16 protein-coding genes are annotated in these 18,713 nt (G+C 72.1%); 7 read left to right on the forward strand and 9 right to left on the reverse strand.

Annotated elements, in window-relative coordinates; translation table 11 throughout:
• Positions 1–20 precede the first annotated feature (20 nt).
• Positions 21–368, forward strand: a complete 348-nt coding sequence (gene yajC, locus WFI16_RS05500; protein WP_419896783.1) for a preprotein translocase subunit YajC — start codon at positions 21–23, stop codon at positions 366–368.
• Between the two features lie 99 nt (positions 369–467).
• Here the strand turns inward: yajC and WFI16_RS05505 are convergent, their stop codons facing one another.
• Positions 468–1,106 (reverse strand): superoxide dismutase, encoded by a 639-nt coding sequence (locus WFI16_RS05505; protein ID WP_419896784.1) that lies wholly within the window; start codon positions 1,104–1,106, stop codon positions 468–470.
• Between the two features lie 160 nt (positions 1,107–1,266).
• Here WFI16_RS05505 and WFI16_RS05510 point away from each other — a divergent pair, with 160 nt between their 5' ends.
• Together WFI16_RS05510 and WFI16_RS05515 are read left to right on the forward strand one after the other, a co-directional pair.
• Positions 1,267–2,109, forward strand: a complete 843-nt coding sequence (locus WFI16_RS05510) for a squalene/phytoene synthase family protein (protein WP_419896785.1) — start codon at positions 1,267–1,269, stop codon at positions 2,107–2,109.
• 124 nt (positions 2,110–2,233) lie between these two features.
• Positions 2,234–2,530 carry a glycosyl transferase family 39 gene (locus WFI16_RS05515; protein ID WP_419896786.1) on the forward strand — a complete coding sequence of 99 codons (297 nt, stop codon included), beginning with the start codon at positions 2,234–2,236 and terminating at the stop codon, positions 2,528–2,530.
• A gap of 47 nt (positions 2,531–2,577) precedes the next feature.
• Here WFI16_RS05515 and WFI16_RS05520 read toward each other — a convergent pair whose 3' ends face one another.
• Positions 2,578–3,054 carry an Lrp/AsnC family transcriptional regulator gene (locus tag WFI16_RS05520; RefSeq protein ID WP_419896787.1) on the reverse strand — a complete coding sequence of 159 codons (477 nt, stop codon included), beginning with the start codon at positions 3,052–3,054 and terminating at the stop codon, positions 2,578–2,580.
• A gap of 149 nt (positions 3,055–3,203) precedes the next feature.
• Between WFI16_RS05520 and WFI16_RS05525 the strand changes: the two genes are divergently transcribed.
• Complete coding sequence (locus WFI16_RS05525; protein WP_419896788.1) at positions 3,204–4,460, forward strand: D-amino acid dehydrogenase; 1,257 nt, start codon at positions 3,204–3,206, stop codon at positions 4,458–4,460.
• 265 nt (positions 4,461–4,725) lie between these two features.
• On the opposite strand, the gene WFI16_RS05530 is transcribed toward WFI16_RS05525, so the two are convergent.
• From WFI16_RS05530 to WFI16_RS05545, 4 genes are read right to left on the reverse strand one after another with little or no spacing between them, the layout of a single operon-like run.
• On the reverse strand, positions 4,726–5,547 hold the full coding sequence (locus tag WFI16_RS05530) for a MetQ/NlpA family ABC transporter substrate-binding protein (protein ID WP_419896789.1): 822 nt from the start codon (positions 5,545–5,547) through the stop codon (positions 4,726–4,728).
• Positions 5,548–5,576: 29 nt separating this feature from the next.
• Positions 5,577–6,386, reverse strand: a complete 810-nt coding sequence (locus WFI16_RS05535) for a MetQ/NlpA family ABC transporter substrate-binding protein (RefSeq protein ID WP_419896790.1) — start codon at positions 6,384–6,386, stop codon at positions 5,577–5,579.
• A gap of 31 nt (positions 6,387–6,417) precedes the next feature.
• Positions 6,418–7,083: a methionine ABC transporter permease gene (locus WFI16_RS05540; protein ID WP_419896791.1), complete on the reverse strand. Its 666-nt coding sequence runs from the start codon at positions 7,081–7,083 to the stop codon at positions 6,418–6,420.
• Position 7,084: 1 nt separating this feature from the next.
• Positions 7,085–8,194, reverse strand: coding sequence for a methionine ABC transporter ATP-binding protein (locus WFI16_RS05545; RefSeq protein WP_419896792.1), 1,110 nt, complete (start codon positions 8,192–8,194; stop codon positions 7,085–7,087).
• 508 nt (positions 8,195–8,702) lie between these two features.
• On the opposite strand from WFI16_RS05545, the gene WFI16_RS05550 reads away from it, so the two are divergent.
• Together WFI16_RS05550 and WFI16_RS05555 are read left to right on the forward strand one after the other, a co-directional pair.
• Entirely contained in the window at positions 8,703–10,457 is a 1,755-nt protein-coding gene (locus WFI16_RS05550; RefSeq protein ID WP_442970638.1) for a DEAD/DEAH box helicase, read from the forward strand.
• Between the two features lie 477 nt (positions 10,458–10,934).
• Positions 10,935–12,182 (forward strand): M20/M25/M40 family metallo-hydrolase, encoded by a 1,248-nt coding sequence (locus tag WFI16_RS05555; RefSeq protein ID WP_419896794.1) that lies wholly within the window; start codon positions 10,935–10,937, stop codon positions 12,180–12,182.
• A gap of 22 nt (positions 12,183–12,204) precedes the next feature.
• On the opposite strand, the gene WFI16_RS05560 is transcribed toward WFI16_RS05555, so the two are convergent.
• Together WFI16_RS05560 and WFI16_RS05565 are read right to left on the reverse strand one after the other, a co-directional pair.
• Entirely contained in the window at positions 12,205–12,972 is a 768-nt protein-coding gene (locus WFI16_RS05560; RefSeq protein WP_419896795.1) for a FadR/GntR family transcriptional regulator, read from the reverse strand.
• Between the two features lie 101 nt (positions 12,973–13,073).
• Complete coding sequence (locus WFI16_RS05565) at positions 13,074–14,669, reverse strand: ABC transporter substrate-binding protein (protein WP_419896796.1); 1,596 nt, start codon at positions 14,667–14,669, stop codon at positions 13,074–13,076.
• Positions 14,670–14,800: 131 nt separating this feature from the next.
• Here WFI16_RS05565 and WFI16_RS05570 point away from each other — a divergent pair, with 131 nt between their 5' ends.
• Positions 14,801–15,739 (forward strand): nucleoside hydrolase, encoded by a 939-nt coding sequence (locus tag WFI16_RS05570; RefSeq protein WP_419896797.1) that lies wholly within the window; start codon positions 14,801–14,803, stop codon positions 15,737–15,739.
• A gap of 12 nt (positions 15,740–15,751) precedes the next feature.
• On the opposite strand, the gene WFI16_RS05575 is transcribed toward WFI16_RS05570, so the two are convergent.
• Positions 15,752–18,712, reverse strand: coding sequence for an ATP-binding protein (locus tag WFI16_RS05575; RefSeq protein WP_419896798.1), 2,961 nt, complete (start codon positions 18,710–18,712; stop codon positions 15,752–15,754).
• Between the last annotated feature and the right edge of the window lies 1 nt (position 18,713).

The raw sequence follows: 18,713 nt of genomic DNA on the forward strand, positions 1-18,713 counted from the left end.
GGCAAGACGGAAGCCAAACGATGTTCATCTCCCCCGCCTATGCCCAGGACGCCGCCGGCGGCGCGGTCGGCATGGTCATGCAGCTCGCGCCCCTCATCCTGATCTTCGTGGTGTTCTACTTCCTGCTGATCCGCCCGCAGCAGAAGCGCGCCAAGGAGCACCGCAGCATGCTCGGCCAGCTGAAGCGCGGCGACCGCGTCATCACCGCCGGCGGCATGATCGGCACCGTCGCCCGGGTGAAGGAAGGCTCGGAGGAGATCGAGATCGACCTGGCGCCGAACAACACCCGCGTCACCGTGGTGCGCAGCACGATCAGCACGCTGATCCAGCCGCCCTCGACCGCCGCCAACGACGCCAAGCCGGGCTGATTTTCGGCCAGTCGGCAAAAAGAAACCCGGGTGCCTCACGGCGCCCGGGTTTTTTTTCGATCTCCGGGCGCCACCGGCGCCCGGAAACCGGGAGAAGAATCAGGCCGACTGGCCGGTCTTCAGGCCGCCCGAGGACAGCAGGCTCTCGACCACTTCCCAGTTGACCAGCTTGTTCAGGAAGTTCTCGAGGTAGTTCGGGCGGACATTGCGGAAGTCGAGGTAGTAGGCGTGCTCCCACACGTCGGCGCCGAGGATCGGCGTGCCCTCGCCGGTCGAGATCGGGTTGGCGCCATTGGCGGTCTTGGTGACCTTCAGCTTGCCGCTGGCATCGACGATCAGCCAGGCCCAGCCCGAGCCGAACTGCGTCACGCCGGCCTGCTTGAAGGCCTCCTTGAACTGCGCCAGGCCGCCGAAATCCTCGTTGATCTTGGCGCCGATCTTGGCCGGCAGGCTGTCGCCGCCGCCATTCGGCGTCATCACCTGCCAGAACAGGCAGTGATTCCAGTGCTGGCCGGCCTGGTTCAGCACCGGCAGGCCGTCGGGGCCGGCCTTGCCGGCCTCGGCGACGATCTGCTCCAGCGACTTGCCGGCCAGGCCCTTGCTCTCGACCAGGCCGTTCAGCGCCGTGACATAGGCATTGTGGTGCTTGCCGTGATGCAGCTCCAGCGTCTCCTGGCACATGCCGGAGGCGGCGAGGGCGGAAACGTCATAGGGCAGGGGCGGAAGGCTGAAAGCCATGGGGCGTTCTCCCGAAGGGATGTCCGAATCGGACGAGGCAGGCTGTGTGGGGCACCGCGCGTGCGGTGCCCGGCCACCGAACAGCTAGGCGTGCCCCTGTGATGCGTCAAGCAAGCGGGATGGCTGTTGCGTGGCACGGAACTGTGTTCATAACCCTGCAATGGCCGACCCTGCTGCGCTCTCCCCGCTCGCCGAGCTTGCCCGGCGCAATGACCCCGACCGCTTTCTCTGCGCGCTCTTCGCCCCGCCGGCGCAGCGCGAGACGCTGTTCCTGCTGATCGCCTTCAACCATGAGCTCGCCCGCGCCCGCCAGGCGGCCAGCAACAGCATGACCGCGCTGATCCGGCTGCAATGGTGGCGCGACGCGGTGGAGGAGGCGGCGACCGACGCCGCGCCGCGCCGCCACGAGGTCGCGACGCCGCTGGCCGCCGCGCTGCGCGAAGGCCGGCTGGAGGCGGCGACGCTGCAGGGCATGATCGACGCCCGCGAGGCCGAGACCGAGGAGGAGATCCCGAGCCTGCCGGCGCTGCTCGCCTATCTGCGCGGCTCGGCCGGCGGCTTCGCCGTCGCCGCCGGCCGCGCGCTGGGCGCCGGGCCGGAGCACCTGGCCGGGCTGCAGGCGCTGGGCGCCGCCTTCGGCATGGCCGCCCTGCTGCGCGGCATCCCGGCCCAGGCGATGCAGGGCCGCAGCCTGCTGCCCGCCGACCTGCTGGCCGAGCACGGCCTGACCCCGGCCGACATCGCCCGCGACCCGCGCCAGGACGGCACCGCCGCCGTGGTGCGGCAGCTGGCGGGCGAGGGGCAGCGCCTGCTGGCCGAGGGGCGGGGCCGGCTGAAGGGCCTGCCGCGGCCGGCCCTGGCCGCCGCGCTGCCGGCCCGGCTGGCGGCCTGCGACCTGGCCCGGCTGGCCTCGGCGGCCAACGACCCGGCGCAGCCGCCGCCGCCGCGCGGCCTGGGCGACCGGCTGGCGGTGATCTGGGGCGGCCTGCGCGGGCGGGGATGAATCATCACCTGGGATGATGGTGACTATCCGCTATCCGCGTTTCCAAATGATCGGTCAAAGGTCCATCTTTCCCTCAGACGGCGGGGCACCCCCGCCACCCTGACGAGAAGACAAGGATCCGATCATGACCCGCTTTGCCGCCATCCCCGCCCTGATGCTCGCCGCCGGCCTGGCCCTGGCCCCCAGCCTGTCCCAGGCGCGGGACCTGATGGAGAACACCAACAACGCCTCGGCGACCGGCAGCCCCTTCGCCTATTCGATGCAGGTAAGCCGCGACCATGACCAGGGCCTGCCGCTGAAGGTCGGCAATTCCGCCACCCCGAGCGAGCAGCCGGCCCGCCTGGCCAGCACCACCATCCGCCACGCGCCGCTGCCGCTGGTGGTGGGCAACAGCGCCGGCACCAGCAGCTTCGGCGGCTGATCCCTTCCTCGGCGCTGAACAGAAGCCGGCCTTCGGGCCGGCTTTTTTCATTCCGCCGCGCCGGACCAGCCCTGGCTGCGCACCACCGTGCGGATGGCGAAGGCGGACTGGATGCGGGCGACGCCGGGCATCCGCGACAGCTGCTCCTTGTGGATGCGCTCGTAATCGGCGGCATCCCGCGCCTCGACCCGCAGCTGGTAGTCGGCCGAGCCGGTCATCAGATAGCATTCGCAGACCTCGGGGCAGGCGCGCACCGCCGCCTCGAAGCGGTTGAAGGCGTCCTCCGTCTGCCGCTCCAGGGTGATCTGCACGATCACCGTGGATTTCGCCTGCGGCACCGCCTCCTCAATGATCGCGGTATAGCCGCGGATGATGCCGCTGCCCTCCAGCAGCCGCAGCCGCCGCAGGCAGGCCGAGGCCGAGAGGCCGATCGCCTCGGCCAGCGCCGCATTGCTCATCCGCCCGTCGGCGCGCAGCAGGCGCAGCAGTTTGCGGTCCAGGGCGTCCAGGGCGGGCTGCTGCATTTTCTTCGACGGTTTCGCAGGATCTTCGAAAGATGATCCGAGAATTCGCACCATCTTGCGCCGATCGCAAGCACCTGCCGTCGAATCCGGCCTAGCATCAGCTCTTGCCCCGGGCGCAGGACGCCCAGCGCGGGCGGAGCGGAGCGGCGATGAAGGTTCTCATTCTCGGTGCCGGCGTGGTCGGCGTCACCTCGGCCTATTACCTGGCGCGCGCCGGGCACGAGGTGGAGGTGGTGGACCGCCAGACCGGCGCCGGCCTGGAGACCAGCTTCGCCAATGCCGGCCAGGTCTCCTTCGGCTATTCCTCGCCTTGGGCCGCCCCCGGCATTCCCTTCAAGGCGCTGAAATGGATGTTCCAGCAGCACGCGCCGCTGGTGGTCCGCCCGAAGCTCGACCCGCAGCAATGGTCCTGGCTGCTGCAGATGCTGAAGAACTGCACGGCCAAGGCCTATGAGACCAACAAGTCCCGCATGGTGCGCGTCGCCGACTACAGCCGCAGCGCGCTGGCCGATCTGCGCACCGAGACCGGCATCGAATACGACCACCGCGAGCGCGGCACGCTGCAGATCTTCCGCACCCAGAAGCAGCTCGACCATGTCGGCGACGACCTGAAGGTCCTGAAGCAGTACGACGTGCCCTATGAGGTGCTCGATGCCGCCGGCTGCGTCGCGGCGGAGCCCGCGCTGGCCCGCGTGCAGGAGAAATTCGTCGGCGGCCTGCGCCTGCCGCAGGACGAGACCGGCGATGCGCATCTCTTCACCCAGCGCCTGGCCGCCATCTGCCAGGACATGGGCGTCACCTTCCGCTATGGCACGAAGATCGAGCGCCTGGCCCTCGACCAGGACGACATCCTGGGCGTGGTGACCGACCAGGGGCTGCTGACCGCCGACCGCTATCTCCTGGCCCTGGGCAGCTATTCGCCCCAGCTCCTGGCGCCGCTGCGGCTGAACCTGCCCGTCTATCCGGTGAAGGGCTATTCCATCACCATGCCGGTGGTGGATTCCGAGGCCGCGCCCGTCTCCACCGTGATGGACGAGACCTACAAGATCGCCATCACCCGCCTCGGCGACCGCATCCGCGTCGGCGGCACCGCCGAGATCGCCGGCTTCGACCTGCGCCTGCATGACGAGCGGCGCGATACGCTGCTGCATTCGGTGATGGACCTCTACCCGCAGGGCGGCGATCCGGCACGCGCGCTGTTCTGGTGCGGCCTGCGCCCGATGACGCCGGACGGCACGCCGATCATCGGCCCGACCCGCTACAGCAAGCTGTTCCTGAACACCGGCCACGGCACGCTCGGCTGGACCATGTCCTGCGGCAGCGGCAAGCTCGCGGCAGATCTAGTGACGGGGCAGCGTCCGAACATCCAATACGAAGATCTGGCGCTGTCGCGCTACGCAGCGTGAAGTTAGAAACCGGGTAGGCCAGGGGAATGAATTCCCCTGGACCCCTTCTTTTTTCTGATGACCGGCCGTGGGCTGACCAGCACTTCAATGAAGCCGACACCCAGGCATCACGGCGGGACGCCATCATACAAAGACAGCGCGACCTGACAGGTCGCACTGCGCATTGGCCGTTTCGCCCGTGTTCTCCACGTGGACACGGCAGTCTGACAGAAAGAAGATGGGGGTTCGGGGGAATTCATTCCCCCGACCTGTCCAACTCTTCTCTTCAGGCCCCCACGATCACCGACCCGCCAAACGTCTTGTCGCAGAATTCCTTCACCGCCGGGTCGGCATAGGCGCGGGCCAGCTTCGTCGCCCAGGGCTTGGCCTCGTCGCCCTCGCGGGTCACCACCAGCACGGTATAGGCGCTGTCCGCGCCCTCCACCGCCAGGCCTTCCTTCAGCGGGTTCAGGCCGGCCGGCACCGCGTAGTTGCCGGTGATGGCCGCGGCGTCCACGTCCTGCAGGCTGCGGGCGATGGAGGCCGCCTCCAGCTCGACGATGCGGATGCGCTTCGGGTTCTCGGTGATGTCGGCGATGGTGGCGCGGTAGTCGGCGCCCGGCTTCAGGCTGAAGACGCCGGCCTTGGCCAGCAGCAGCAGGGCGCGACCGCCATTGGTCGGGTCGTTCGGAATGGCGACGCGGGCGCCGTTCGGCAGGTCGGCCAGCTTCGTGTACTTCTTGCTGAACACGCCCATCACCGTCAGCACGGTCTTGCCGACGACGGCGAACTTGTAGCCACGCTGCTGCCGCTGCGCTTCCAGGAAGGGCAGGTGCTGGTAGGTGTTGACGTCGATCTCGCCGGCCGCCAGCGCCACGTTCGGCTGAATGAAGTCGGCGAACTCGGTGATCTTGATCTGGAAGTTGTCGCGCGCCAGCACGTCGCGCACGACCTCCAGCACCTGGCCGTGCACGCCGGCGGTGACGCCGACGCGCAGCGGCCGGGCGGCCGTGCCGAATTCCGCCGCGCCCTGGGCCAGGGCGGGCAGGCGAAGCGCCGGCAGCAGCAGCGCGCCACCGGCCAGGATCAGGGAGCGTCGGTTCAGCATGGCATCGGTCCTCCGGGTCGGGGAATGGCTCAGAAGGCGGGGATGACGGAGCCCTGGAAGGTGTCCGCCACGAACTTCTTCACCTCGTCATTCTGGTAGGCGGCCAGCAGCCGCTTCACCCAGGGCGCCTCGCGGTTGTCGCGGTGCACGGCGATGAGGTTGGCATAGGGGCTGTCGCCGCCCTCGATGGCTATGGCGTCGCGCACCGGGTTCAGCCCGGCCGGGATGGCGAAGTTGGTGTTGATCGCCGCGGCGTCGAGCTCGTCCAGGGTGCGCGGGATCTGCGCCGCCTCCAGCTCGATGATGCGCAGCCGCTTCGGGTTCTCGACGATGTCGGCGACGGTGGCGCGGAAATCCGCGCCCGGCGTCAGCTTGAAGGCGCCATTGGCCGCCAGCAGGGCGAGCGCGCGGCCGCCATTGGTCGGGTCGTTCGGCACCGCGACGCGGGCGCCGTTCGGCAGATCGGCCAGCGTCTTCAGGCGGCGCGAATAGACGCCCATCGGGAAGATCATCGTCTTGCCGACGGCGACCAGCGGCAGGTTGCGGTCCTTCACCGCCTGGTCGAGGAAGGGCTGGTGCTGGTAGCAGTTGGCATCCAGATCCTTGGCCGCCAGCGCCGCGTTCGGCGTGATGTAGTCGGTGAAGGGCACGATCTTCAGGACCAGCCCGTCGCGGGCGGCGATCTTCTCGACGAATTCCAGCACCTGGCTGTGCGGGCCGGCGGTGGCGCCGATCTTCAGCGGGCGGGCGGCGCTGCCGATTTCGGCCGATTGCGCGAAGGCGGGCAGGGCGGGCAGCGCCAGGGCGGCGCCCAGCAGCGTGCGGCGGTTCAGCGACATTGGCGTTCTTCCTTTATTCTTCAGGCACGAATCAGCGGCGGCGGATGCGGCGGACGATCCAGTCGCCGAGCGACTGCAGCCCCTGCACGAAGACGATCAGCACGACGACGACGCTGGCCATCACCTCGGGCATGAAGCGCTGGTAGCCGAAGCGGATGCCAAGGTCGCCGAGCCCGCCGCCGCCGACCGCGCCGGCCATGGCCGAGTAGCCGACCAGGCTGACCAGGGTGACGGTGATGGCGGCGATCAGCCCGGGCATCGCCTCAGGCACCACCACCTTGACCAGGATCTGCAGCCGCGTGGCGCCCATGGCGCGGGCGGCCTCGATGACGCCGCGATCGACCTCGCGGAAGGCGGTCTCGAACAGCCGGGCGATGAAGGCGGTGGCGGCCAGCGCCAGGGGGACGATGGCGGCGGTGGTGCCGATCGAAGTGCCGGCGACCAGCCGGGTGAAGGGCACGATCGCCACCATCAGGATGATGAAGGGCGTCGAGCGCACGGCATTGACCAGCAGGCCGAGCGGCCGGTTGGCCAGCCCGTTCTGCGCCAGCCCGCCGGGGCCGGTGGCATAGAGCAGCAGCGCCAGCGGCAGGCCGAGCAGGATGGCGACGGCGGCGGCGCCGCCGACCATGGTCAGCGTCTCGAGGGCGGCATCGACGAAGAGCTGCTCGAGCGCGGGGGAGAGCCAGGGGATCATGTCAGTGGCCCTCCACCGCAGAGTCAGGGATGGGGGTGATGCCGAGGCCGAGCTCGGCGAACCAGGAAAGCGCCGCCTCGATGCGGTCGGGCGCGCCATAGGCGGCCAGCGCCATGATGCCGAAGGGCTCGCCGGCGATCTCGTCGATGCGGCCGGAGATGATGTTCAGGTCCAGGCCGAAGCGGCGCGAGGCCTCGCTAATCACCGAGCGCGTGCTGTTCGGCCCGGCGAAGAGCACCTGCAGCAGCCGCCGCGCCTCGCCGGGGCCGGGCGCGGGCAGGCGGGCCACGGTGCCGGGCGGGATCGAATGGCCGATGGTGTCGGCGATGAAGCGGCGGGTGGTCGGATGAGCAGGGCGGGTGAAGACGTCGAAGACGCGGCCCTCCTCGATCACCTGGCCGCGCTCCATGACGGCGACGCGGTCGCAGATCTCCTTCACCACCGCCATCTCATGGGTGATCAGCAGCACGGTCAGGTCGAGCTGGTCGCGGAGCGTCTTGATCAGCCCCAGGATCTCCTGGGTGGTCTCCGGGTCGAGCGCGCTGGTGGCCTCGTCGCAGAGCAGGATCCTCGGGCGCGGCGCCAGGGCGCGGGCGATGCCGACGCGCTGCTTCTGCCCCCCCGACAGCTGCGCGGGATAGTTCTTGGCCTTTTCCGCCAGGCCCACCAGGGCGAGCGCTTCCTCGACGCGGCGGCGACGCTCGGCGGTGGCGACGCCGGCCACCTCCAGCGGGAAGGCGACATTGTCGGCGATGGTGCGCGAGGCCAGCAGGTTGAAGTGCTGGAACACCATGCCGATGCCGCGGCGGCGTTCGCGCAGCGCGGCGTCGCCCAGGCTCAGCAGCTCCTCGCCCAGCACCCGGACCGCGCCGCTGTCCGGCCGCTCCAGCAGGTTCACGCAGCGGATCAGCGTGGATTTGCCGGCGCCCGAGCGGCCGACGATGCCGAAGATCTCCCCGGGCGCGACCGCGAGCGAGACGCCGTCCAGCGCCCGCACCGGCGTGCCGCCGGCGGTGGAGAAATGGCGCCGCAGATCCGTCAGCCGGATCGCGGCCTCGGGAATGGCGGTTCCGCCGGGCGGGACGCCCGGCGTGGCAACGGCAGCAGACATGGCAGTTCCGGCAGTTCTGGAGCGGGGAGGCGAAGGGGCGGGGCCGCGTCCGGCGCGGCCTCAGCTCAGGGACAGGGGATGCGACACATCATGGGCACCTCGGGGCTCTCCAACAGGGTCGGATGGTCCACGAAGCGACCAAGGCCCGCGGCATCATGCCCGCGGGACCGCTGCCCGGCTTCCTGGCGCTTTAGCACTTGGTGTCGCGGCGCAAGCTGCATCCGTCAAATCCCCGCGGGAAGCGATAGTGCGCTTCCGCTGCGGAGAATGGGGAAACCACAGCCAGGGCGCAAGCGCCGATCCGCCCGATGGATTGCCATGGGTCCATGCGCGATCTGCATGGCTCACCTCCGTTTGCGCGCGAGGCGTGCAAAGGGATGGCAAAGCCTGTAGAAGGCCGCCTGTTCGAGGCCGACCGGCGTATCACCGCCTCATGGCCTTTCCCTGAGCGCGGCACCCGACCGACGGGTGCGCCCCTCCCCATACTCCGGTGGAATTCTCGAAAAACATGCCTTTTCCTGCGATGCCCGAAGCGATCCTGCGCGCCCTGACCGAGCGCGGCTATGCCGAGCCGACCGGCGTGCAGGCCGCGGTGCTGGAGCCCGAGACGGCCGGCCGTGACCTGCTGGTCTCGGCGCAGACCGGCTCCGGCAAGACCGTGGCCTTCGGCCTGGCGCTCGCCCCCGAACTGATCGGCACGGCCGAGCGGATGCCGCCCGCCGGCGCGCCGCTGGCCATCGTCGTGGCGCCGACACGCGAGCTGGCGCTGCAGGTCCGCACCGAGCTCTCCTGGCTCTATGCCGCCGCCGGCGGCAAGGTCGTCAGCTGTGTCGGCGGCATGGACCCGATGGTCGAGCGCCGCGCCCTGGCGCAGGGCTGCCATATCGTCGTCGGCACCCCCGGCCGCCTCTGCGACCACCTGAACCGCGGCAACCTGCAGCCCGAGGCGGTCCGCGCCGTGGTGCTGGACGAGGCCGACGAGATGCTCGACCTCGGCTTCCGCGAGGAGCTGGAGGAAATCCTCGGCGCCGCGCCGGAGGATCGTCGCACGCTGCTGTTCTCGGCCACCGTGCCGCGCGAGATCGCCCGCCTGGCCGAGAGCTTCCAGAAGGACGCGCTGCGCCTCGAGGTGAAGACCGAAGGCGGCCAGCACGGCGACATCGCCTACCAGGCGGTGATGGTCGCGCCGCATGACGTGGAGCGCGCGGTGGTCAACCTGCTGCGCCTCTCCGACAGCCCGCGCGCCATCGTCTTCTGTTCGACCCGCGCGGCGGTGGCCCGTCTCCAGGGCAACTTGGCCGAGCGTGGCTTCTCCGCCGTTGCGCTGTCCGGCGAGCTGTCGCAGGCCGAGCGCTCGCGCGCCCTGCAGGCGCTGCGCGACGGCCGCGCCCAGGTCTGCGTCGCCACCGACGTGGCCGCCCGCGGCATCGACCTGCCGGATCTCGGCCTGGTCATCCATGCCGAGCTGCCGAAGGAGCCGGAGACCATGCTGCACCGCTCCGGCCGCACCGGCCGGGCGGGGCGCAAGGGCACCTCGGTGCTGATCGTGCCGCCGAGCCGCCGCCGTCTGGCCGAGCGCCTGCTGATGGGCGCCCGCGTCCAGGCCGAATGGGTCAGCGCCCCCGCCGCCGAGGCGATCCGCGAGCGTGACGCCGCCCGCCTGGCCGAGCAGACCCGCCTGCTGCTGGCCGAGGAGGCGACGCCGGACGACCTCTCCGTCGCCCGCGCCCTGCTCGAAGGCGGCGCGACCCCCGAGGCCCTGGCCGCCGCGCTGGTCAAGGTGCTGCGCGCGCCGCTGCCGGCGCCCGAGGAGATGAGCGCCTTCGACGCCGAGCGCCGCCCGGTGCGCGAGCGTGTCGCCGGCCCCGAGGGCGAGGGCGTCTGGTTCCGCATGAATGTCGGCCGTGACGGCAATGCCGATCCGCGCTGGGTGCTGCCGTTCCTCTGCCGCCGTGGCGGGGTGCAGCGCAACGAGATCGGCCGCATCCGCATCCTCGGCCGCGAGACCCAGTTCGAGGTGGCGAGCTATGCCGCCCAGAAATTCGCCGCCGCGGCGCGCAAGCCGGATGGCGAGGATCCGCATATCCGCGTCGAGGCGCTGCCGGAGGGGCCGTCCGCCGGCGGTGGCTATGGCGGCGGGCATGGTGGCGGCGGGCGCCCGCCGGGCGGCCCGGGCCGCTCCTATGGCGGTGCCGCTGCCGGGGCGGGCGCACCGCGCAACCGCTTCCATGCCGAGCGGCAGCGGCGTGCCGCCGGGCGTTAATTTTTCACGCCGGACGAATCGACGGCCGAAGCGCGGCGACAGTCTCCAGGGCTGTGGCTGAAGCAGGGCAGGGTCCGGATCAGGGCCGGGAAGAGCGATCTTCCCGGCCTTTTCCATGCCGCCAACCCGTTGCGAAACCGAGCTGAGTCCTGGCCGTAATTCCAGCGATTTCAGCGGCTGGGCGGGGCCGCTTCACCCACCGCCGGATCGGTGACTTCGCAGCCTCGGCCTGCAAAGAAGACCGCGCAGGTCCACTCTCTCGCTGCCGCTTGATCGGTCCCACGGAAAAGAGATTGGCGCAACGCCGACCGGCCCCGCATCGTCAGCTTCAACAAGCTGTGCGGTCGGCCTGGCCCGGCCTGCAGCGCGGCCGTGCCCCTGCTAAGCGCTCCTCCAGGGATCGTCGGCGCGGGTCGCGGCGGTCGAGAGCGTCAGGTTCAAGCAATGGTGTTCCTTGCAGCGCAGGGAGAGGTCTGGATGCCTTGGGAAGAGCGGCCCGAAACGGATCCGCTCGATGCATTGGCGCTGGACCGTCTCGGCCTCGCCGCCCCGCTTTTGGGGGCGACCGGCTGGATCGACGATCTCGCGCGACTGGTCGCGATCGACACCGCCGCGCCGCCGGGCCAGGGCTATGGCGCCTTCGCCGCCCTGCTGCAGGACATGTTCGCCCCGCTCGGCTTCGGCCTGCGTCGCCTGACGATGCCGGAGGAAGCCCTGTCGGGCGCGCCGGACGGTGGCCCGCGGATCAATCTGATCGCCAGCCGGCGCAGCGGCCGCCCGGTCTGCTGCCTGCATTTCCAGATGGACACGCCGCCCGCCGGCCCCGGCTGGAGCCGCCCGCCGCTGACGCTGACCCGCCAGGGCCACCTGCTCTACGGGCTGGGCACGCGGCGGATGAAGGGGGCGATCGCCGCGGTCTGGGCGGCGCTGCGGGCCGCCGACGCGGTCGGGCTCGGGCTGCGCTTCGACCCGCTGCTGGTCTTCACCACCGATGGCGGGCAGGGCGCCAACCCGCATGCCGGGCTGCGCCACCTGGCCGAGCAGGGGGTGCTGGAAGGCCATCTGGTCTCGCTCGGCGGGCTGGCGGCGCCGCGGCTCTGGACCGGCAGCCCGGCCTGCCTCGACCTTGAGATCCGCATCCCCGCCGGCGCCGGCGCCGCCGAGGCCGCGCTGCCGGTGCTCTCCCGCCTGACCGCGCTGCAGGGGCAGCTGGGCCAGGGGACGGATTGCCGGAACGAGGGGCCGCGGCTGTCGATCACCACGGTCAGCGCCGAGCAGGCGGTGGACCGTTCTAACGCCTTCTGCAGCCTGGGGCTGCACCGCCGCCTGGGCGCCGGCGAGACGCGCGAGAGTATCCTGGCCGAACTCGACGCGGTGCTGCGCGACGTGCTGCCGCCCGGCCACACCGCCACCATCCGCGAGGTGGCGGCGATCCCCGCCGTGACCGAGCCGCATCGCGGGCCGAATGCCGGGCGCTGGCAGCAGGCGATGCGCTGGGGTTTCGGCTTCGGCCCCGAAGCCTTCCGCGAATATGGCGGCGCCGCGCCCTCGGCCCTGGGCTTCGTCCAGCAGGCCGGGGTGTCGGAAATCCTGCAGGCCGGGCTGCAGCGCCTGGGCCAGCCCGCCCAGGGCCCGGACGAATGCACCAGCATCGACGATGTCGAGGCGCTGGCGCGCGCGCTGCTGGCCTATCTGGCCGACGTGCCCGAATTCCCCTCGTTCTGAGGGCTCTCGCCCTGAGGCCGCCTCAGCCGGGCTCGCTGGCGGAGAGGCGGCCGGCCAGCCGCGCGTAGCGGTCGCGGCTGGCGGTCAGGTGCCGGCGCATGGCGCTGCGTGCCGCCGCCGCCTGGCCGCCGCTGATGGCGGCGAAGATCCGCGCATGCTCCTCCTGCACCCGGGCGAGATAGGCGCTGCGCGCCTCGGTCTCCTCCAGATAGGGCCGCACCGTCTGGCGCGGGATCAGCATGGGGCCGAGGAATTCCAGGAAGCGCGGGAAGAAGCCGTTGCCGGTCGCGGCGAAGATGGCGCGGTGGAATTCGAGGTCCTGGGTCACGGCGCTGTCGCCGGCCTGCACCGCGACCTCGAAGGCGGCGGCCGCCTGGGCGATGCGGTCCAGCGCCGCGGCGTCGCGCCGCTCGGCGGCGAGGCCGGCCGCCTCGGTCTCGATGGCGATGCGCAGCTCGATCACCTGCAGCACGTCGTTCAGCGAGCGCATCTCGCCCGGATCGATGCGCACCTGACCGCGGGCGGAAGGATCGGCCACGAAGGCGCCGACGCCCTGGCGGGTCAGCACCAGCCCCTCGGCGCGCAGCGCGGCCACCGCCTCGCGCACCACGGTGCGGGAGACGCCGGCCTGCCGCATCAGCGCCTGCTCGGTCGGCAGCCGGTCGCCGGGGCGCAGCCGGCCCGCGCGGATCTCGGCGGCCAGCCGGCGGACCAGCTCGGCGGTCAGGTTGGCGGGCGGGGCGAGGGGCGAGAGCTCGATGCCATGCGCCCCCGAATTGCGTCCGTCCATGCTGGCTCTGGCCTCCTGCCGGGGGCATCCGCCCGTCTGCCGAAGCGTATGATTATCATACGAGCCGCCACAAGGCGAGGAGCACGCCCCGCCGGCGGCGCTCAGGGGGCGGGACGGACGCTGGTGGCCAGCGTCATCTCGTCGGTGCGCGCCTCATAGGCCAGGCCGCGCCGCATGGCCCAGCTGTTGACCTGGAAATACAGTGGGATCAGCGCGGTCTGGTCGCGGATCGCGGCGCGCGTCGCCTGGCGGGTCAGCTCGGCCCGCTCGGCATCGTCCATGGTCTGGCGCGCCTTCTGGATCAGCCCGTCGATGTCGGTGTTGCTGAAGCGGCCGCGATTGGCGGTGCCAAGGCCGAGCGCCGGGTTCCAGGAATGGATCTGCGTCTCCAGCATGCCCAGCACTTCCGGATTGGGCGAGAAGCCGGCCAGGTTGACCGAGTATTTCAGCTGCGCCGCCTCGGCCAGCCAGACGCCGCGCGGCCGGGTCTCGACCGTCGCCACCAGGCCGAGCCGGGTCCACATCTGGGCGATCGCCTGGACCACCTGCTCGTCATTGACGAAGCGGTCGTTCGGGCCGTTGACCTGCAGCGCGAAGCCCTGGGGATAGCCGGCCTCGGCCAGCAGCTTCCGGGCCCCCTCGAGGTCGAAGGGCTGCGGCGTCATGTCGGGGGCGGTGCCGAAATAGCCGGCGGGGCCGAGATCGCCGGCCGCCGTCGCCTGGCCCTGCAGCACGCGGGCGACCAGCGCCTCGCGGTTGATCGCCATGGACAGCGCCCGGCGCACGCGCGGGTCGCGCAGTGGATTGGCGATCGGGCCGCCGCCGCGCGCCTGGACATGCGGGCTGGCCTCGCGGTCGCTGTCCAGCGTCAGGAACAGCAGCCGGTTGGAGGGGCTTTCCGCCGTGGCGAAGCGCGGATTGGCGGAGAACTTCCTCATCTGGTCAGGCGGGACGATCTCGATCAGGTCGACATCGCCGGCCTCCAGCGCCGCGGCGCGGGCGCCGGCATTGGCGATCGGGCGGAACTCGACGCGGGCGAAGGCCGGGGCGGGGCCGGCGAAGCCAGGGTTGCGCTCCATCACCAGCGGGCTGCCGGGCTGCCAGGAGACATGGCGATAGGGGCCGGTGCCGATCATCGCGCGGCCGGCATTGTAGTCAGCGGTGGTCGCCGCCTCGCCATGCTGCTTCGAGACGATCATGACGAGGGAGAGATAGTTGGGCAGCAGCGGCGTCGGCTGATGGGTGCGCAGCCGCAGGGTGCGGGCATCCACCGCCTCCACCGCCGCAATGGGGCGGGTGTAGGCGCGGAAGGAGGAGGGCGAATGGGGCACGTCGCCGGCGCGGGACAGGGTGAAGGCCACATCCTCGGCGGTGACCGGGGCGCCGTCCTGGAAGCGCGCCGCCGGGTCGAGGGTGAATTCCCAGGTCAGCGCATCCACCGCGCGCCAGGCGGTGGCGATGGCCGGCTGCAGCCGCTGGCGGTGGTCCTGCTGCAGCAGCGGCTGGAAGACATGGCGGCTGAAGGCGATGTTGGTGATCAGGCTGGCATAATGCGGATCCAGGCTGGTCGGGCCGGATTCCACGCCGATCCGCAGCAGGTCCTGGCTTCCCTGGCTGCTCTCCTGGGCCCCCGCCGGGGTCGTGGCGAGGCTGAGGAGAGCGGCGGCGGCGAGCAGGGCGCGGCGCAGGCTGGGCATCGGCGGCTCCGGGGCGGCAGGGGCGTGTCCGGTGGCCCGGCGCGCCGCAAACTGCCATGCTGCAGGGCCGGCCGCAACGCGGGCCGGCTGCCTCTGCCCTGCCCCTGCCGGGCCCCTGCCGGATGCCGACCATGACCGCCACGCTGCCTCGCCCTGTCCTGCTGGACTGCGACCCCGGGACCGACGACGCCCTCGCGCTGTGGCTGGCGCTGGCCGCGCCGGAGATCGATCTGCGCCTGGTCACCGTGGCCGGCGGCAATGTCGGGCTGGCGCGGACCCTGCCCAATGCGCTGGCGCTCGTCGGCCTGGCGGGCGGGCGGGTCCCGGTGGTGGCGGGGGCCGACCGGCCCCTGCTTGGCCGGTTCCGCGACGAGGCCGCGGTGCATGGCGCCGACGGGCTGGGCGGCGTCGTGCTGCCGCCGGGCCCGGCGGCCACGCCCGGCCTGGCGATGGACGCGATCCGCGCCGCCCTGCGCGCGGCGGCGCCGGACAGCGTGACGCTGGTCGGCCTCGGCCCGGCCACCAATTTCGCCCTCGCCCTGGCGGCGGAGCCGGCGCTGCGCGACCGGGTGGCGGAGATCGTGCTGATGACCGGCGCGCTGGGCGAGGGGAACTGGAGCGCCGCCGCCGAGTTCAACGCCGCGATGGACCCGGAGGCGCTCGCGATCCTGCTGGCCTGCGGGCGGCCGGTGACGCTGGCGACACTGGATCTAACGGCGCAGGCCTTCGTCACCCCGGCACGGATCGAGGCGCTGCGGGCGGCGCCGGGCGGTGCCTGCCTGCGGGCGGCGGCGGATATCCTGGCCAGCGTGCCGCCGTCGCGCCGCTTCGGCTTCCGCGGCGTCGCGCTGCACGATCCCTGCGCGGTGGCCTGGCTGCTGGCGCCGGCGCTGTTCACGGCGCGGGCGGTGGCGGTGGCCGTGGTGCTCGACGGGCCGGATCGCGGGCGGACGCGGATCGACCGCTGGGGGCGGGACCAGGGCGCGGCGCTCAACGGGCGCTTCCTGGAAACCCTCGATGCCGAGGGCTTCTTCGCCCTGCTGGCCGCGCGCCTGGGGGCCTTGCCCTAGTCTCGTGCCTGGCTAGGCGGCCTCGGGGCCCCCGCTGCTGCGCTGGCTGGTCTGCCGCCGGACCCAGGCGCGCAGCGCCGGCAGCGTCTCCTCCAGCGCCGCCCGGGCGCTGTCGAGCGCGGGGCCGGGGGCATTGCCCTGGGCCAGGCTGCGCTGGATCTCCTCCAGGGCGCGCGCCAGGCGGCGGGCGCCCATGGTGCGGGCGACGCCGAGCAGCCGGTGGGTGGTGGCGCGGATCTGCGCGAGGTCGGGATGGGCCAGCAGGGCGCCCAGATTGTCGCGCCCGCGTTCGAGCTCGGCGACGAATTCCACCAGCACGGCCGGGGCGGCGGGGCCGAGATCGGCGATCAGCGCCTCGCCGGCGGCGGCGTCGAGCAGCGCCAGGCTGGCGGTGGCCTGCTGCAGCCCCGTGGCATCGCCGGCCGGGCGGGCCTGCAGCTCGGCATACTGGCGGACCATGCGCAGCAGGGTGTCGCGGTCGATCGGCTTGGCGAGATGCCCGTCCATGCCGGCCGCCCGGCAGGCCTCGACCTGCTCGGGCATCGCCGAGGCGGTGACGGCGAGCACCGGGACACCGTTGCGCGGCGGCGGCAGGGCGCGGATGCGGCGGGTCGCTTCCAGCCCGTCCATCACCGGCATCTGCAGGTCCATCAGCACCAGGTCGAAGCTGCCCTGCTGCACCGCGGCCAGGGCCACGGCGCCATCCTCGACGCAGGTCACGTGGTGGCCGGCGCTGGTCAGCATGGCGCGGGCGACCAGCCGGTTGGCGGGCACGTCGTCGACCACCAGGATCTGCAGCGGTACGGGCGCGCCGCGCGGCGCGGCCTCGGCGGCCGCGGCCCGGTCGGTGGCGGGGCCGGCCAGGGCAGCGGCCAGCCCGGGCTCGGCGAGGGGCAGCGGGGCGGCCGGCAGTGGCAGCTCGACCCAGAAGGTGGCGCCGCGGCCGGGCTCGCTGTCGCAGCCGATGCGGCCGCCCATCAGCTCGGCCAGCTGGGCGGCGATCGACAGGCCGAGGCCGGTGCCGATGCCGAATTCCTGCGAGGGCGCGCCGGGCGTCGCCAGCTGCACGAAGTCGCGGAACAGCAGGTGGCGCTGTTCGGCCGGCACGCCAGGGCCGGTGTCCTCGACCTCGAGGCGCAGGCCGGGGCCGGGGCTCAGCGGCTGGGCGCGCAGCGTCACGCGGCCGCCCACCGGCGTGAACTTCACCGCGTTGGACAGCAGGTTCAGCAGCAGCTGGCGCAGCCGCATGGCATCGGCCTCGATGGCGGCCGGGCATTCCGGCGCCACGTCGAGCACCAGGCGCAGGCTCTTGCGCTGCACCTCGGGCATCAGCAGCGCGGCGCTGCGCTCCAGCAGCGGGGCGAGGGCAGTGGGCGCGGTGGCGAGCTCCAGCTTGCCGGCGGCGATCTTGGAGAGGTCGAGCAGCCCGTTGACCAGCTCCAGCAGATGGCGCGCCGCCTCGTTCAGGGTGCGCAGCTGCTCGCGCTGGTCGGGCGCCAGGCGCGGGTCGTTCAGCAGCACCTGGGCGAAGCCCATGACGCCGTTCAGCGGCGTGCGCAGCTCGTGGCTCATGCGGGCCAGGAACTGGGTCTTGGCGTCGGCGGCGGCGGCGGCGGCGTCGCGCGCGGCGGCCAGCTCCTCCATGGCGCGCTTCAGCTCGGTGATGTCAGTGCGGATGCCGACGGTGCCGCCGCCCGGCGTCGCCCGCTCGGTGATCAGCACCCAGCGGCCATCGGGCAGCAGCCGCTCCATCGGCGGGTTGTCGCCGCGGTGCCAGCGCCGCATGTCCTGCAGGAAGACGTCGAGATCCTCGCCGGCCTGCGGATACTGGCCGCGATAGAAGCCCTCGCGCATGATCTCGTCGAAATGCCGGCCCGGCTCGATCACCGCGGCGCTGACCCGGTAGAAATCCTTGTAGCGGGCGTTGCAGGCCACCAGCCGGTCGTTGGCGTCCCACATGACGAAGCCGTCGGACATCGAGTCCAGCGCGTTCTCCAGCATGGCGCGCCAGCGGCTGCGCTCCGCCTCGACCTTCTCCCGCTGGCGCATGGCGAGCAGCAGCGCGGCGGCGAGCGCGGCCACCAGGGCGGCGAAGGCCAGCGAGATGGCCAGCGCCCGGGTGCGCTCCTTCTCCCAGTCGGCCAGGGCGCTGGACAGCTTCATGCTGGCCGAGAGCGACAGCGCCGGATAGAGCAGCGGCCGGACCGCGGTGATGACGCGGTCGCTCTCGAAGCGGCTCTCGGTCTGGATGGCGGCATTGCCGCCGGTCTCGGCCAGGCGCAGCGAGGTGGCGGGCGACAGCCGCGTGCCGATGCGGGTCTCGTCATGCGGCAGGCTGGCCAGCAGCGTGCCGTCGTCGCGCTCCAGCGTGATGCGCAGGCCGGCACCCTCGCCGCCGACCGCCAGCAGCGAGCCGATCACCGGCACCGGCATCTCGGCCACCGCCAGCAGCGGGCCGTATTCCGGGACGGTGACGCGGCGCGCCATGAACAGCGACCACTCGCCGGAGGCCGGGTTGCGGAACGGTCCGCCGATCAACACGGCGCCCGGTCGCGGCGCGCTCTCGAAGAAGGCGGTGTTGACGGCGAAGGGCAGCGGGCGGCGGCGCGAGACGGTCAGGCCGGTGGCCACCGGCATGCCGTCGGCGCCGATCAGCAGCACGTCGCGGAAGGTGAAGTTCTGGTTGTTCAGCTCGCGCAGCACGCGGTTCATCGCGCCCGGATCGGGCCGGCCGTCGACCGAGAGCGGCGCCAGGATGGCGGGCAGCCCGGCCAGCATGGCGTCGACCTGGACGAAGGTGCGGTTCAGCGAGGCCTCGACCGCGCGGGCGATGCGGTTGACGGTGTCGGTGCTGCTGCCGATCGCCGCCTCGCGCGCGCGGCCGACCAGCAGCGAGGTCGCGAACCACTGCGCCGCCAGCAGCGCGGCGGCCGCCAGCAGGATGACCCAGCGGATGCGGCGGAACTGCTGCATC

The organism is Roseomonas sp. USHLN139 (assembly GCF_037145735.1).
Taxonomy (GTDB): Bacteria; Pseudomonadota; Alphaproteobacteria; order Acetobacterales; family Acetobacteraceae; genus Pseudoroseomonas.